Raw genomic sequence first — 14,411 nt, 5'->3', positions numbered from 1 at the left:
TCAACCACCCGAGGACAGGTGGAGTCCGGCCAAACCTGGGAAGAATGCGAACGCGATCGTGATGGGCAGGATCATGAAGACGACCGGCACCATCATCGCGATCTCGCGCCGCCCGCCCGACTCGATGAGCTCGCGGCGGGCGTGCTCACGGACGTCGGCGGCCTGTGCGTGCAGGACGTCGATGAGCGGAGTGCCACGGTCGATCGCGACGGCCAGGGCCTCGGCGAACCGAGCCACGCTCATCACGCCGGTGCGGGACGCCAGACTGTCGAGGGCGTCGACGACCGTGGCACCGGCTCGGACCTCGGCCAGGACACGGCCTAGCTCCAGTGAGAGCGCGCCGTGACTGACGCGACTGACGCGATCGATCGAGGCCACCGGGCTCTCCCCCGCCGCCACCGACAGTGCCAGCAGGTCGGCGACCGTCGGGAACTCGGCCCGCATCCGGGCCTCGTGGGTGCGCACCCACGAGGACAGCCACTGATCGCAGGCGAGGCAGCCCACAACCAACCCGGCAGCGCACCACAGCAGCAGCGCGACGACCGGAGGCCGAGCGATCGACCACGCCACCATGGACACGGCCACCGCGCCTGCGAGGCCGATCGCTCCCCACGTGGCCTGCCGGACGCGGAAGCTCTCGACGGTCTCGTCGCTGGCACACCGACGCAGCCTCCGGGCGATCGCGGCGTTGTTGCCGAGCGACTCGCCGATGGCGCGCGTCAGGCGACGCCACCACGGCCCGATGAGCTGGTCGATCACCCGGCTCGCGGGCAGGTCCGCGGAGGGGTGGACGTCGCGGACGTAGGGCACGACGCGATCGGCCAGGGACGGCCGCCGCGCCCGCCGCCATCCGTCGGCGACGAGCAGCAGCCCCGTCGTGAACATGGCCGCGACGATCGCGCCGGTCATGCGAGGATCCGCCGCTCGGTGGGGAGCCGTCCGAGTCGCAGCATCAGTCGGTAGGCCACGAGGCACGTCGTGGCGCCCGCCACGAGCAGGAAGACGCCGGACGGCGTGGCGAAGCGGGCGATGACGTCACGCTGGAGGCTCATCATCAGCAGGACGAGCCAGGGCGCCGCCACCGCGAGCCGGGCGGCGCCGATCGTCCACGACTGACGCGACTCCAGCTCGCCGCGGGTGCGCAGGTCGTCGCGCAGGAAGCCCGACAGCGAGCGCAGCAGCCGACCGAGGTCGCCGCCACCCACCTCGCGGGCGATGCGCAGCGCCTCCACGACACGATCGCCGATGGGATCGGCCAGACGCGCCTTCAGCCGGTCGAGACTCTCGGCGAACCGGCCCGTGGACGTGTAGTCGCGCCCGAACTGGCTGAACGGCTCGCGCAGCTGCTCTGGCCCCCGCTCCCCCAGCTGGATGAGCGCCTCGGGCAGTGACAATCCCGCTCGGACTGCGGAGGCGAGGTGGTCGACGGCGTCGGGCCAGGCCTCGGCGTGCTCGCGCTGACGCCGGCCCGCCCGCGACCGGACGAGCGCGAACGGCAGCCATCCTCCGGCGATGCCCGCCAGCAGGCCCACCACCGGAACCGCGGTGAGGGTGAACGCCACGAGAGCCGCGACCACAGCGAGGACCAGCGACCCCCGTACCAGCGTCAGTGGCGCGACGTCGGGCATTCCCGCCCGCTGCAGCAACCCCGCCAGACGAGGTGGCCGCACCGGCCGCGCGGTGCGCGACCGCCGAGGATGTCGGCTGTCCACGATCAGCAGCACGCCGATGCCGAAGACGAGGCCGATCAGTGTTCCCACAGCGCCTCCGGATCGATCCCGGCGGCCTCGAAGGCCTCGCGACGCTGGGGCGTCCCCGCCCCTCGTACCAAGACGCCGCCACGGCGCACGAAGACCGGCTCGGCCTCGATGATCCCGTTCTCGGCGCGGCCCGTGGTGGCGACGATCTCCCGGACGGCGCGGCGGCCGGACGTGTCGATCCCGGTGTGGATGACGATGTCGACCGCCGTGGCAACGGTGGGCACCACGAAGCCGGCCGAGACGTTCTCACCGGCGAGCAGCGGCAGGGTGCACAGCTTCACGAGCGCCTGCTTCGCCGAGTTCGCGTGGATCGACGCCATCCCCGGCAGGCCCGAGTTCAGCGCGAGCAGGAGGTCGAGCGCCTCCTCGGCGCGCACCTCGCCGACGATGATGCGGTTCGGGCGCATCCGCAGCGCCTCCTTCACGAGCATGCGGAGCGTGATCTCGCCCGTGCCCTCCAGTCCGGCCTGTCGGGTCTGCATCGCGACCCAGTCGGGGTGCCCGGTCCTGAGCTCGAAGACCTCCTCGACCGACACGAGGCGCTGCGTGCCGGGGATCGCGCCGGTGAGGCAGTTCAGCAGCGTGGTCTTGCCGGCCTGGGTGCCTCCGCTGACGACGATGTTGAGGCCTGCCTGGACGCACGACGTGAGGAAGGCGGCCGACCGCTCGTCGAGGGTGCCGAGCGCGACGAGGTCGTCGAGGCTCGCCGCCTTGGCGACGAACTTGCGGATGTTGACGGCGGTGAACCCGCGGGTGATGCCGTCGAGCACCACGTGGAGGCGGTGCCCGCCGGGCAGCATGGCGTCGACGAACGGCTGACTGAGGTCGAGGCGTCGGCCACTGGACGACAGCATGCGCTCCACCAGCTCACGCACCTGCGCGGTGGTCAGCATGACCGAGGTCAGCTCGTGCCGGCCGGCGCGGGCGACGAAGACCCGGTCGGGCTCGTTGACCCAGACCTCCTCGACCTCCGGGTCGTCGAGGAACCGCTGCAGCGGGCCGAAGCCGACGAGGTCGGAGACAAGCTCGCCCACGACCCGGTCGGGCTCGTCGAGCGCCCGGACCGCACCGGTGAGGCTGCGCTGCTCGTGCTCCGCAACCGCCTCGGCGGCGGCCCGGTGCACGGCCTCGACGTCGGTGCGCGGATCGATCCGTCGCTCACGGACGAGCGCGCGCACGCGATCGCTCAGTACTTCCATTCGCTTCCCCCCGAAAGCCGTTCCCACCCGAACGTGGGCCCGATCCTGCCCAACTCGCAGTGACGCGTGCAAGCCGTCGTCCCAAACCCTGTGGACGGTGGGACGGACGAGCCTGATGGGGGAATCCAGGCTCGTCCGAGCGCCTACGACCGGCGCAACCGCTTCACCATCGGCGCCTCGTCGAACTGCTCACCGCTCGCGCCGAACGAGATGAGGAACTGGGTCGAGACGTACTTCGTGGCGTGCCCCTTGAGGCACGTCCGCGGCACCTTGAGCCGGACCACCTGGGGACCCCAGCTGCCGGACAGGCCCTTGCAGGTGCGCTTCTTCAGGTCGAAGTGGTCGAAGTAGAGCAGGCTCACCTTGGCGGGCTGGCCCTTGTGCTGACGGATCCGCACGACGTAGCCGGCCTCGAAGATCTCGTAGCGGGACACCAGGAAGTCGGCCGTGCCGGACTTCCCGAGCTCGGGGACCTTCGCGGAGACGCGCACGCGGTCGGACTCGTGGGAGTACCGCACCTTCGTGATGTCGATCCGAGCCGGTGCGTCGCCGCTCGGGTCGTTCCTCGTGACGGTCTGGGCGGACGCCGGGGCGGCCACCCCGCCCACGAGCAGCACTGCGCCGAGCAGCGCGGGAACCATGGTTGAACGCCTCATCGTCGGCCTCCTTCGCGCGCGGGCACCGTGCCCGCCCTCTCCCCAGGTGAGCGGCGCGCGCTCCGACCGATACCTGCCCAGGCGGTTGCTACACCGGGGCGCAGGATGCGTCTGGGACCGATGTGTTGCACGCTGTGGGCATGGTCCGCGTCGCCCGTCGGTGGAGCATTGCAGTCGCCTCCTCCCTCGCCCTCTCCCTTGTCGCCCTTCCCAGCCATGCCGAGACCCCGGAATCCGAACCGAGCTCGACCCCGTCCACTCCCGCCGTCACCGCGCTCCCCGAGAACGCTGCAAGCCCCGAACCCGCGCCGGTTGCTTCCTCCGAACCTTCGACCGCCGCGCCCGCCGCGCCGGCCCGCCGCATGACGGCTTCGCGTGCGCCGGCGGCCGCCTCGGCCCCCTCGGTCAACACGCCCGCGAAGTCGGGCCGCTGGGTGAGCATCCGCATCAACAGCGGCGCCGACACCCGCGTCCTGACGCGCGAGAACTTCTGGCTCCGCGGCCGCGTGCTGACCACGAGTGGCAAGCCGCACGCCCGCACGAAGGTGCGGATCTACCGCGACACGAGCAAGGGCCGCGTCAAGGTCGCCACCGTGCGGACCTCGGCGAACGGCTGGTACTCGTGGATGCCGCGGGTGCCCAAGAGCGGCAAGTACCGCGCCATCGTCAGCTCGGTCCGCTACTCCCCCAAGATCACCGTGAAGCGCACCTACGGCACGCGGACGCTCGCATCGCGCGCGAAGGCAATGTCGTTCCTCCTCGGCGCGCCGAAGGGCGGCGTCCAGCGCGCCAACGGCCTCGTCTGGCGCGACTACACGAAGGCCACGCTCGTCCAGCGGGGCACCCGCACCTCGGTCGTCCGCACGCACGCCCTCAAGCAGATGCGGGCCCACGGTGGCCCCACCGGCAGGCTCGGCGCCCCGACCGGCGACCTCCGGTGCGGCCTTCCCGAGGGCGCCTGCCTCCAGCAGTTCCGCACCGGTGCGGTCTACGTGAACAAGAAGGCGAAGAAGACGGTGACGTCGGCCGTGGCGTCGAAGCTCGGCGCCGCCGACCTGATCGCCGTCGCGAAGTCGCAGGTGGGCTACCGCGAGAAGAGTCCCCGGAAGAGCAAGTACAACAAGTGGATCGGTCGCACGGGCCCCCGCGACCCGTGGTGCGGCTACTTCGTGTCCTGGCTGGCGCACGCCGCCGGCAAGCCCGGATCGGTGATCAAGGCCAAGTCGTACCCCTCGCTGCTCAAAGCCGAGCGCAAGCGCGGACGCACCTCGAAGACGCCTCGGGTCGGCCGCCTGGCCTACATCGGCTACTTCGCGAAGGGCACTCCCTCGCACGTCGGAATCGTCGTGAAGGCCCAGGGCGACCACGTCTGGATGGTCGAGGGCAACGTCGACTCCGGCGGCGGGTCGAAGCATCCCCGCGGCGTCCACGTGATCAAGCGGCACAAGTCCGCGGTCGTCTTCTACGCCGACCCGAAGTACTGAGTGAGCGGGCAACCGAGCCCCTCGGCGGCCCGCCGAACACGCGTAACCTGCATGTAACAATCCGGTGATGGACGGGAAACTGCCTCCGCCTAGCCTCTAGGTGGACGCAGGGAGATGCTGTCCGCACCGATCTATCCGCCGCACCGCGGTCGAGGAGGCCACATGTTCGGCAATGCCGACGAGTTCTTCAAGTTTGTCCGGGACGAGGGCGTCGAGTACATCGACGTCCGATTCACCGACCTCCCGGGCATCCAGCAGCAGGTCACGATGCCGATCTCGGGCTTCGACGAGGACACCGCCGCCGAGGGCGTCGCGTTCGACGGCTCGTCGATCCGCGGGTTCCAGACGATCGACCAGTCGGACATGAAGCTGCTGCCGGACTACGGCACGGCGTACGTCGACCCCTTCCGCAACCCCAAGACGATCGCGATGGACTTCTTCGTCCACGACCCGATCACGGGCGAGGCCTACTCGCGCGACCCGCGCAACATCGCGCGCAAGGCCGAGGCGTACCTCAAGACCACCGGCATCGGCGACACGGCGTTCTTCGCCCCCGAGGCCGAGTTCTACATCTTCGACCGTGTCTCCTACGGCACCAGCCCGAACAAGAGCTACTACGAGATCCAGTCCGCCGAGTCCGCCTGGTCCACCGGCGACGACCTGGCCGACAACCGCGGCTACAAGGTCCGCTACAAGGGCGGCTACTTCCCCGTCCAGCCGACCGACCGCTTCGCGGACCTGCGCAACGACATGATGACGAACCTGTCGAACGCGGGCCTCATCCTCGAGCGTGGCCACCACGAGGTCGGCACCGCCGGCCAGGCCGAGATCAACTACCGCTTCGACACGCTGCTCAAGGCTGCCGACGACACGATGAAGTTCAAGTACCTGGTGCGCAACACCGCGTGGGCCCAGGACAAGACCGTGACCTTCATGCCGAAGCCGATCTTCGGCGACAACGGCTCGGGCATGCACGTGCACCAGTCGATCTGGAACAACGGCGAGCCGCTGTTCTACGACGAGTCCGGCTACGGCGGACTGTCCGACACGGCTCGCTGGTACATCGGCGGCATCCTGAAGCACGCGCCGTCGCTGCTGGCGTTCACCAACCCGTCGGTGAACTCCTACCGCCGTCTGGTGCCGGGCTTCGAGGCCCCGATCGCTCTGGTCTACTCGGCTCGCAACCGCTCGGCCTGTGTCCGCATCCCGATCACCGGCGCGAACGCCAAGGCCAAGCGCATCGAGTTCCGTTGCCCCGACCCGTCGAGCAACCCGTACCTCGCGTTCTCCGCACTGCTGCTCGCCGGCATCGACGGCATCAAGAACAAGATCGAGCCGCCGGCCCCGATCGACAAGAACATCTACGAGCTGCCGCCCGAGGAGTACGCCGAGATCGACATGGTCCCGACCTCGCTCGGTGCCGTTCTCGACGCGCTCGAGGCCGACCACGAGTTCCTGACGGCCGGTGACGTGTTCACGCCCGACCTGATCGAGACGTGGATCGAGTACAAGCGCCAGGAGGAGATCCTGCCGATCGCACTGCGCCCGCACCCGCACGAGTTCGAGCTGTACTACGACCTGTAGTCACTTCTCACGTATTGCTCGAACTCGCTGGTTGGCGTCGACGTGGGCGTTGGCAACGGCCGAGGCTGTCGTCGGTCGGGTGGCACCAGCCGAGCGTCTTCGCCGGAAGAACCGGGAGCTTCACAGCACTCCTACGCCGACCAGTGGATAGTCTCACCACGTGGAAGGGATCTGAACCGAAACCCCTCTGGATGCCATCAAGTACATCGCAACAGCTACGGTCTCGGGCCGGAAGCTACCGATTCGCTCGGCGGGGTGAGGAATTCGCCCACGCTTCCAGTCTCAGGATACCCGTCATTAACGAGTGAGAGAGCCTCCACGAAGCCCGGGGCGATTCGGGTGGGTTTAGCCGCACGTCGACTTGCTCTGATCTGACGGCCCGCCTCGGCGTGACCCTTGGCTGCGGCTGTGCTCGTCACCGACCCTTCCTGCGGTCAGGTTGGTGCCGACTGGTCCGCCCTCCGGGCATTGACCATAAGATCGATGCGGCCCTGCTGGACGACGTCCTCGTGCTGGTTGACCAGGGTGAACCAGCGTTGCAGGATCCCGCTCTGTCCTGACGAACTCTTGCGCGTCGCCAGGATCTCCACACTCGCCCCCAGAGTGTCTCCGCTCCGGATGGGCGCGACGAACCGCCACTCATCTACACCGAGCAGCGCGACTGAGCAACCTTCAAAGACCCCGATGCGCGAAACGAGACCCATCGCGATCGACATTCCTAGGAGGCCATGTGCGATCGGCCCGCCGAAGCGGCTGTGCGCTTGTCCGACCGCATCGGTATGCACCGGGTTGGTGTCCCAGCTCCAGCTGGCGAACATCATCACGTCGGCTTCGGTGACGGTCCGGCGCTGGCTGTCGAAGACCTGGCCCACCTCGAAGTCGTCGAAGACCCACTCCATGGGCTGCTTCACAGCCGATCCCTTTCTGTGGCGTCACCGGCGGCGGCCGGCTGACAGTCGTCGAAGCAATCCTTATGTCATCAAGGTGCGATGTCGTGCCTCAGAGTTTTCGACGAGTTGCCCCTGCGATACGAGTCACTAGGACTGACCTCGGCCCACCGCGTCCAAGTTGCCAGCACTGAGACGCGCATGGAAGCCGGCCGTAACGCTCGCGACGTCGACCTGCAGTCGCGGCCGACCTCCCGCCGACTTTTCAGTGCTGTCAAGGACCCATGCGCGCGGCTCAAAGCACCGCGTAGGTGTAGAACCCCGGCCAGTCTTGCGGCCCAGCAGCCCAGCGGTCCTCATTGGGTTGTGTAGCCGCCGTCGAGGACGAGTTCGGATCCTGTTGCGAAGGATGATTCGTCGGAGGCGAGGAAGAGAGCGCCGTAGGCAATCTCTTCGGGCGTGCCCATCCGGCCGAGTGGTGTCGCGGCGATCAGTGCCGGCTGGAACTCGGCAGGCACTTCCTCCTCGACCATGCCGGTGTCGATGACGCCGGGGTGGATGGAGTTGATCCGGATGCCTTCGGGTGCGTACTGGATCGCTGCGGTCTTGGTGAGGATGCGCACGGCGCCCTTGGTGGCCTGGTAGGCAGCAGCGGCCCCGCTGCCGATCAGGCCATAGATCGAGGAGACGTTGATATGGAGCCGCCGCCGGATCGGCGCATGGCCGGCAGGGCGTGCTTCATCCCCAGCCAGACGCCGGTCTGGTTGACCGACACGATCTGGTTCCACTGCTCAAGCGATGTCTCCTCCACGCCCGCCATGTTGAGGATGCCGGCGTTGTTGACCAGAATGTCGAGCCGGTCGAAGACGTCGAGGGTTTCGGCAACGGTTCGCTCCCAGTTGGCCTCGTCGCTGACGTCGAGGCGGGTGGCTAGCACTGAGGCCCTAGCATCGCGGAGTTCCTTCTCCACCGTGGCCAAGGCGTCCTCGCGGATATCGGTGATGACCACCGACGCTCCTTCGGAGGCGAACAGCCGTGCCTCCGCCGCGCCTTGCCCACGGGCGGCTCCGGTGATGATCGCGACCTTGCCGTCCAATCGATGTGCCATGACTTGCCGTCCAAACTTGATGTGAGATCCGCAAGCGCCTTCGCGCGCTGGGATTGGGCCGTTCGAGGGAGTGAATGTGGTGAATCAGCCTGGGAAGTTAAGCCGCGGCTTCTGAGACTGAGGCCCGCAAACTAATGCACGGTGAGCGCCACGTACTTGGTCTCGAGGAACTCCTCGAGCGCCGAGTGGCCGCCCTCCCGGCCCAGGCCCGAGGTCTTCACGCCCCCGAACGGTGCTGCGGGGTCCGCCATGATGCCGCGGTTGACCCCAACCATCCCGACGTCGAGTCGTTCGCTGATGCCGATCGCGCGTGAGAGGTCCCGTGTGAATAGGTAACCGGCCAGCCCGTAGGCGGTGTCGTTGGCGAACTCGATCGCTTCGTCGACCGAGTTGACGGTGAACAGCGGTGCTACCGGGGCGAAGAGTTCTTGACAGGAGAACTCCGGCGCCTTCTCCCGCATCCGCAGCACGGTGGGTTCGAAGAAGTAGCCGTCGCCACCGATCGGCTTTCCCCCGATTAACAGTTCGGCCTTTTCGCCGACGATCGACTCCACGGTCTCGGCGGTGGCGTTGCGCTGGTTTTCGGAGATCATCGGTCCCACGTCCACGCCGTTGCGGTAGCCGGGGCCGACCACGAGGGTGCGGGTCTGCTCGAGGAATCGTTCGGTGAACTCGTCTGCGATGGCTTGATGCAGGATGATCCGGTTGGCGGCGACGCAGGCCTGCCCGGCGTTGCGGAACTTGGCGGCGATGGCTTGTTCGACGGCGTTGTCGAGGTCGGCGTCGTCCAGGACGATGAAGGGGCCGTTTCCGCCGAGCTCGAGTTGGACGCTGGTGATGTTGCGGGCGCTTTGGCGCAGCATTAGCGAGCCCACCGCGACGGATCCGGTGAAGCTGACCTTGCGCAGTCGCTGGTCCTGCATGAGGCGTTCGGAGAGTTCTGCCGGACGCGTGGTGTGGACGAGGTTCATCACCCCGGCAGGGAGCCCCGCGTCGACCAGGGTCTGCATGAACAGGGCGGCGGTGAGCGGGGTCTGTTCCGCGGGCTTCATGATGGCCGTGCAACCGGCCGCGAGTGCCGCGGCCGCCTTGCGAACGGGGATCAGGACCGGGAAGTTCCACGGCGAGACCAGGAGACTCGGTCCGACCGGCTGTGTGGTGGTGATGATCCGGAAGTCGCCGCGCGACGCCCGTGCGTAGGAACCATGTACGTGGGCCGCCTGTTCGGCCAGCCACTTGACGAAGTCGAGGGTGAGGGATACCTCGCCCGCCGCCTCTGCGCGGGGTTTCCCGGCCTCAAGCACCATCACGTCGATGAACGCCTCCGCGCGGTCGGTCAGCAGGTGATGGACCGTGTGCAGAAGGTCCGCGCGAACCCGAGGTGCGAAGTCCGCCCAGGAGCCCTGTGCGGCGTGGGCCGCGTCCAGCGCGTCCATCGCATGCCTCGCGCGACCGTCTGAGACGGCGGCGAACTCATCTCCGGTCGCGGGGTCGACCACGGCGAACGTATCGGCGAGGTCGACCCATTCACCGTTGATGTGGATGCCAGCATGCACAGTGTGGCGTCGTTCCGTGCCGGGAAACTGAATGGTGATCGTGCGGGACACGTGCTCTCTGCCTTTCCTGCGGGAGGGCGGTGGACGACGGCTTAGGCCGGTGACGATCGATTGGCGGCGCTGGCGCGCTCTGGCGGAATGCCCGCGTAACCGTTCGGGACTCCCTGGGCGCCCAGGCCAAGGAGGTCCCTCGGCCCGGGCCGCGCGTCAGGCCAAGGACGCCTCGCGCACTTTGTCGAACTCGAACCCGCGGAAGCCGTCGCTTTGGACGTCGGCGAGCTGGGCGCGGTAGTTGACGAGCCCACCCAGGAAGAACATGACCGCGCGCTTCTTGCCCGGGATGTTCGCCCCGAAGATCCACGAATCGGCCTTCGGGAAGAGGGTCATGTTGGCGATCTCGATGCAGGTGGCGGTCCAGCCGTCCTCGGCTTCCCGGGTCGGTTCGACGGTTCGCGCGCCGTTGCGCTCGGCGTGGCTGATCAGTTCGCTGATCCACTCGACCTGCGTCTCGATGCTCGGTGGCAGGTTGGTGAAGGGGCCGTTGGGTCCGAGGATCATGAACATGTTCGGGAAGCCGGCCTTGGACACGCCGAGATAGCTGGTCGGGCCGTCTTTCCAGTGCTCGTTGATGTGCTGCCCGCCGCGACCGCGCAGGTCGATAGCCCGGTAGTTGCCGTCGACCGCGTCGAAACCGGTGGCGAGGACCAGGACGTCGAGCTCGTGCAGGACTCCGTCGGAGGTGCGCACGCCGGCTGGTGTGATCTCCTCGATGGGGTTCTCCTTGATCGAGATCAGCTCGACGTTGTCCCGGTTGAAGGTCTCGTAGTAGCCCTCGTTGCACAGCGGGCGCTTGGCGTAGAGGTCGACCGGGGTGAGCTTGCGCGCGGTCTCCGGGTCCTCGACGATTTCGGCGATCTTGGAGCGGATAAACTCCGCGGCCGCAGCGTTCGCCTCCGGGTTGGTGGCGATGTCGCAGAATGTGCCGAACATGAACCGGAAGCCGTTGCCCTTGTCCCAGTTCTCCTGGAACACCCGGCGCCGCTCCTCCTCCGAGACGCTCATGGCCTCCACGGCACTCTCCTCGAAGCCGAAGGCGACCACGGAGCCGCGGACCTGATCCCAGATCGCGTCGAAGTTCTGCTTTGTCTGTTCGACCTCCACCCGGTCCACGGGACCGTTGCCGGACGGCACGATGTACTGCGGCGAGCGCTGGAAGACGGTGAGGTGGCCGGCCATCTTGCCGGCGGCGACGATGAACTGGGTGCCGGTCGACCCGGTGCCGACCACGCCGACGCGCTTGCCGGTGATGTCCAGGTCGTCGGGCCAGGCGTTGGTGTGAGTGATGACGCCCCGGAAGCTGTCGATGCCCGGGATGTCGGGGATGTTGGTCTTGGCGAGGAGACCCAGGGCGTTGACGACGTAGCGGCTGGTGAACTGCGTGCCGTTCGCGGTGGTGACGGTCCACAGGTTGGTGTCCTCATCGAACACGGCGCCGGTGACCTCTGTGTTCAGCTGGATGTCGCGGCGCAGGTCGAAGCGGTCCACGACGTGGTTGAGGTAGGCCAGGATGTCGGGCTGGTCCAGGTAGCGGGTGTGCCAGTCGTAGTCCTGCAGCAGGTCCTTGTCGAAGGAGTAGCGGTAGACGAAGCCCTCGGTGTCGGACTTGGCGCCCGGGTACTTGTTGAAGTACCAGGTGCCGCCGATACCGCCACCCTTCTCGAAGGCCTTCACGGAGAGGCCAAGCTCGTTGCGTAGCTTGTGGAGCATGTAGATGCCGCCGAATCCGGCGCCGATCACGATCGCATCATGGTGTGTGGTCATGGAGGTCGCTTCCTTCTGTTACGTGTGGGGCGGGTGGGTGGTCAGCGGCGGTACCAGGCGCCGACGCGGGCGAGTTCCGCGTCGGCCTCCGGGGCCCGGCCGGCAAGGATGGGGAAGACGTGCTGCATGCCGTCGACGACGGACAAGGTCACGTCGACCCCGGCTGCGGTGGCGCGGTCGGCGAGCCGGGTGGAGTTGTCCAGCAGCGTCTCCACCGATCCTGCGGTCAGGTAGAGCCGGGGGAAGCCGGTGTAGTCGGCGTACAGCGGGTTGGCGAGCGGGTCGTCGGGCTTGCTGGTCTCGCCGAGGAACATTCCCGACATCCCTTCCAGGATTTCGCGGCTCACCAAACCGTCGGTGGCTGCGTTGCTGACCAGGGTGTCCCCGGCGTGCTCCATATCGAGCCAGGGCGAGAACGCGACCACCGCACCGGGCAGCGCGGTGCCGTCCTCGCGGAGTTTGAGCACGGTGGAGATGGCCAGGTTGCCGCCGGCCGAGTCCCCGGCGGTGACGATGCTCCCCGACGCATAGCCCCTCTCCAGGAGCGCGCGGTAGACCGCGGTGGCGTCCTCGATCTGTGCGGGGAACGGGTGTTCTGGGGCTCGTCGGTAGTCGAGGACCAGGGCGATCGCGCCCATGGCCTTGGCCAGGTGCCCGGCGAGCTTGCGGTGGCTGGCCGCGGAGCCGACCGCGAAGCCTCCCCCGTGGGTGTAGAGGACCACCTTCGAGGTCTCGGCCTCGACCGGCAGCGCCCAGATGCCCTCGACCCCACCGAGGGTGTCGGACCGGTACGTGACACCTTCAGGCTCCAAGGTGGGCTGGTGCCACTCGTCGAAGAGGCTGCGCAGCATGGCGATGGACATCTGCGGGTCGGCCGCCATACGACCGGTCCAGTCGCGGTAGAGCGCCTCCAGGTAACTAGCCTCAGCGGAGATGGTCATTGCGTCGCCTTTCGCGTAAGAGTCCCAGGAGTGCCCTGGGCGACTGACATGCCTCAGTGTGTGATGGGCGCAACACCGATGGGTGTTCCGATATGAAACGCCGCGGCAATCACCTCGACACCTCCGCGCAACCGGGAATGCTCCGGGCGCCGCATCCAAGGGATCGCCGATTATTGCTTCACGGGTATCGATAGGGTCGCCATTGTGTATTGGACTTTCTGAATCCCCGGTGTGATCGTGGTCATATCGCCCGTGCGGGGGAGACAGCTCTTGGAGGTCGAGGACATGAAGGCGTACGCAGTGCTCGAGGGCACCAAGGAGATCGCCGAGATCACCCTCCCGAGGCCCGCGCCGGTCGGTTCGGAGGTGGTGCTCCGTGTGCTGCACGCCGGCGTGTGTCATTCCGACACCCACCTGCTCGAGGGCGGTTACGACCTCGGCACCCAGGGCATGATGTTGTTGAAGGACCGCGGAGTTCCCTACCCGCTTGTACTCGGCCACGAGGTCGTCGGCACGGTGGCACAGGTGGGTCCCGAGGCATCCCCCGAGCTCGTCGGACAGACGTTGCTCGTCTTCCCGTGGATCGGGTGCGGGGAGTGCTCGACATGCCGCGACGGTCACGACAACGCCTGCGGCAACGGCCGGATGCTCGGCGTGCAGTGCCACGGGGGCTACGCGGAGTACATCTCGGTGCCACACGAGAGGTACCTCGTCGACATCAGGGGACTCGACCCGGCTTGGGCAGCCACGCTCGCCTGTTCTGGGCTGAGTTCCTACAGCGCGGTCAACAAGGTGAGCCACGTGGACCCGGACGAGCCGGTCGTCATCATCGGTGCCGGCGGGTTGGGACTGACCGCCATCGCCATGCTCCAGGCGAGAGGGCATCGCCACACCATCGCGGTGGACCTGTCCGAGCCGAACCTCGAGATGGCCATGGAGATGGGCGCCACCAGGACCGTGCTCGCTGACTCCCCCGCCCTGGCCGCCGCCATCGTGGAGGCCGCTGGGGGCCCAGTCGCGGCGGTGATCGACTTCGTCAACGGGACCTCGACGGCCATCCACGGCTTCGATGCGCTGCGCAAGGGCGGCCTGCTCGTCCATGTCGGGCTCTTCGGCGGCGAGCTCACGATCCCCACCGTCCTGCTGCCGCTCAAGATGCTCACGCTCCAGGGCAGCTACGTCGGCAACCTTGCCGAGCTAGAAGAACTGGTCGATCTCGCCAAAGCTGGGACTGTGCCGCACATCCCCATCATCAGCGGTAGACTTGACGCCGGCGGGGTCGCCGACTCGCTCGCTCGACTGATCGAGCGGAAGGTGGCTGGACGGATTGTGTTGTCCGCGGACCAAGCGCCCGCGCCGGTGAGTTGAACCCCCGGAGGAATGCAATGGGGCAACTATCGGCGATCCCTAACCTA

11 protein-coding genes and 1 pseudogene are annotated in these 14,411 nt (G+C 67.6%); 3 read left to right on the top strand and 9 right to left on the bottom strand.

Annotated elements, in window-relative coordinates; translation table 11 throughout:
• From ACY1JX_RS16035 to ACY1JX_RS16020, 4 genes are all read right to left on the bottom strand, one after another.
• The gene (locus tag ACY1JX_RS16035) at positions 1-909 is read right to left on the bottom strand and encodes a type II secretion system F family protein (RefSeq protein WP_462564588.1); all 909 of its coding nucleotides are present in this window, start codon (positions 907-909) and stop codon (positions 1-3) included.
• Positions 906-1,760, bottom strand: a complete 855-nt coding sequence (locus ACY1JX_RS16030) for a type II secretion system F family protein (RefSeq protein WP_462564587.1) — start codon at positions 1,758-1,760, stop codon at positions 906-908. Before ACY1JX_RS16030 ends, ACY1JX_RS16035 begins: the two co-directional genes overlap by 4 nt.
• Complete coding sequence (locus ACY1JX_RS16025; RefSeq protein WP_462564586.1) at positions 1,748-2,959, bottom strand: CpaF family protein; 1,212 nt, start codon at positions 2,957-2,959, stop codon at positions 1,748-1,750. Before ACY1JX_RS16025 ends, ACY1JX_RS16030 begins: the two co-directional genes overlap by 13 nt.
• 143 nt (positions 2,960-3,102) lie before the next feature.
• Positions 3,103-3,615, bottom strand: a complete 513-nt coding sequence (locus ACY1JX_RS16020; protein WP_462564585.1) for a hypothetical protein — start codon at positions 3,613-3,615, stop codon at positions 3,103-3,105.
• Between the two features lie 362 nt (positions 3,616-3,977).
• On the opposite strand from ACY1JX_RS16020, the gene ACY1JX_RS16015 reads away from it, so the two are divergent.
• Together ACY1JX_RS16015 and glnA are read left to right on the top strand one after the other, a co-directional pair.
• Positions 3,978-5,099 carry a CHAP domain-containing protein gene (locus ACY1JX_RS16015; RefSeq protein WP_462564584.1) on the top strand — a complete coding sequence of 374 codons (1,122 nt, stop codon included), beginning with the start codon at positions 3,978-3,980 and terminating at the stop codon, positions 5,097-5,099.
• 162 nt (positions 5,100-5,261) lie between these two features.
• Positions 5,262-6,683 (top strand): type I glutamate--ammonia ligase, encoded by a 1,422-nt coding sequence (gene glnA, locus ACY1JX_RS16010; protein ID WP_462564583.1) that lies wholly within the window; start codon positions 5,262-5,264, stop codon positions 6,681-6,683.
• A 434-nt stretch (positions 6,684-7,117) separates the two neighbouring features.
• Here glnA and ACY1JX_RS16005 read toward each other — a convergent pair whose 3' ends face one another.
• The 5 genes and pseudogenes from ACY1JX_RS16005 to ACY1JX_RS15985 all read right to left on the bottom strand — a co-directional run bounded on the left by ACY1JX_RS16005 (position 7,118) and on the right by ACY1JX_RS15985 (position 12,996).
• Positions 7,118-7,594 (bottom strand): MaoC/PaaZ C-terminal domain-containing protein, encoded by a 477-nt coding sequence (locus ACY1JX_RS16005; RefSeq protein ID WP_199907615.1) that lies wholly within the window; start codon positions 7,592-7,594, stop codon positions 7,118-7,120.
• A gap of 332 nt (positions 7,595-7,926) precedes the next feature.
• Positions 7,927-8,678: pseudogene (locus tag ACY1JX_RS16000) on the bottom strand (glucose 1-dehydrogenase).
• Between the two features lie 131 nt (positions 8,679-8,809).
• Positions 8,810-10,285, bottom strand: coding sequence for an NAD-dependent succinate-semialdehyde dehydrogenase (locus ACY1JX_RS15995; protein WP_462564582.1), 1,476 nt, complete (start codon positions 10,283-10,285; stop codon positions 8,810-8,812).
• A gap of 156 nt (positions 10,286-10,441) precedes the next feature.
• Entirely contained in the window at positions 10,442-12,055 is a 1,614-nt protein-coding gene (locus tag ACY1JX_RS15990) for a flavin-containing monooxygenase (RefSeq protein ID WP_462564581.1), read from the bottom strand.
• 41 nt (positions 12,056-12,096) lie between these two features.
• Positions 12,097-12,996, bottom strand: coding sequence for an alpha/beta hydrolase (locus ACY1JX_RS15985; protein WP_462564580.1), 900 nt, complete (start codon positions 12,994-12,996; stop codon positions 12,097-12,099).
• Between the two features lie 285 nt (positions 12,997-13,281).
• Here ACY1JX_RS15985 and ACY1JX_RS15980 point away from each other — a divergent pair, with 285 nt between their 5' ends.
• A complete protein-coding gene (locus ACY1JX_RS15980) occupies positions 13,282-14,364 on the top strand; it encodes an alcohol dehydrogenase (RefSeq protein WP_107767091.1) in 1,083 nt (360 codons plus the stop codon).
• The last annotated feature ends 47 nt before the right edge of the window (positions 14,365-14,411 follow it).

The sequence above is a fragment of the Aeromicrobium sp. JP4 genome (assembly GCF_054957925.1).
This window is presented reverse-complemented; position numbering and strand designations above follow the sequence as displayed.

Excerpts from the sequence above, each read along its gene's own strand:
- ACY1JX_RS16035 (WP_462564588.1), bottom strand. The coding sequence starts at position 909 with ATGACCGGCGCGATCGTCGCGGCCATGTTCACGACGGGGCTGCTGCTC.
- ACY1JX_RS16025 (WP_462564586.1), bottom strand. The coding sequence starts at position 2,959 with ATGGAAGTACTGAGCGATCGCGTGCGCGCGCTCGTCCGTGAGCGACGG.
- ACY1JX_RS16020 (WP_462564585.1), bottom strand. The coding sequence starts at position 3,615 with ATGAGGCGTTCAACCATGGTTCCCGCGCTGCTCGGCGCAGTGCTGCTC.
- ACY1JX_RS16015 (WP_462564584.1), top strand. The coding sequence starts at position 3,978 with ATGACGGCTTCGCGTGCGCCGGCGGCCGCCTCGGCCCCCTCGGTCAAC.
- glnA (WP_462564583.1), top strand. The coding sequence starts at position 5,262 with ATGTTCGGCAATGCCGACGAGTTCTTCAAGTTTGTCCGGGACGAGGGC.
- ACY1JX_RS15990 (WP_462564581.1), bottom strand. The coding sequence starts at position 12,055 with ATGACCACACACCATGATGCGATCGTGATCGGCGCCGGATTCGGCGGC.
- ACY1JX_RS15985 (WP_462564580.1), bottom strand. The coding sequence starts at position 12,996 with ATGACCATCTCCGCTGAGGCTAGTTACCTGGAGGCGCTCTACCGCGAC.
- ACY1JX_RS15980 (WP_107767091.1), top strand. The coding sequence starts at position 13,282 with ATGAAGGCGTACGCAGTGCTCGAGGGCACCAAGGAGATCGCCGAGATC.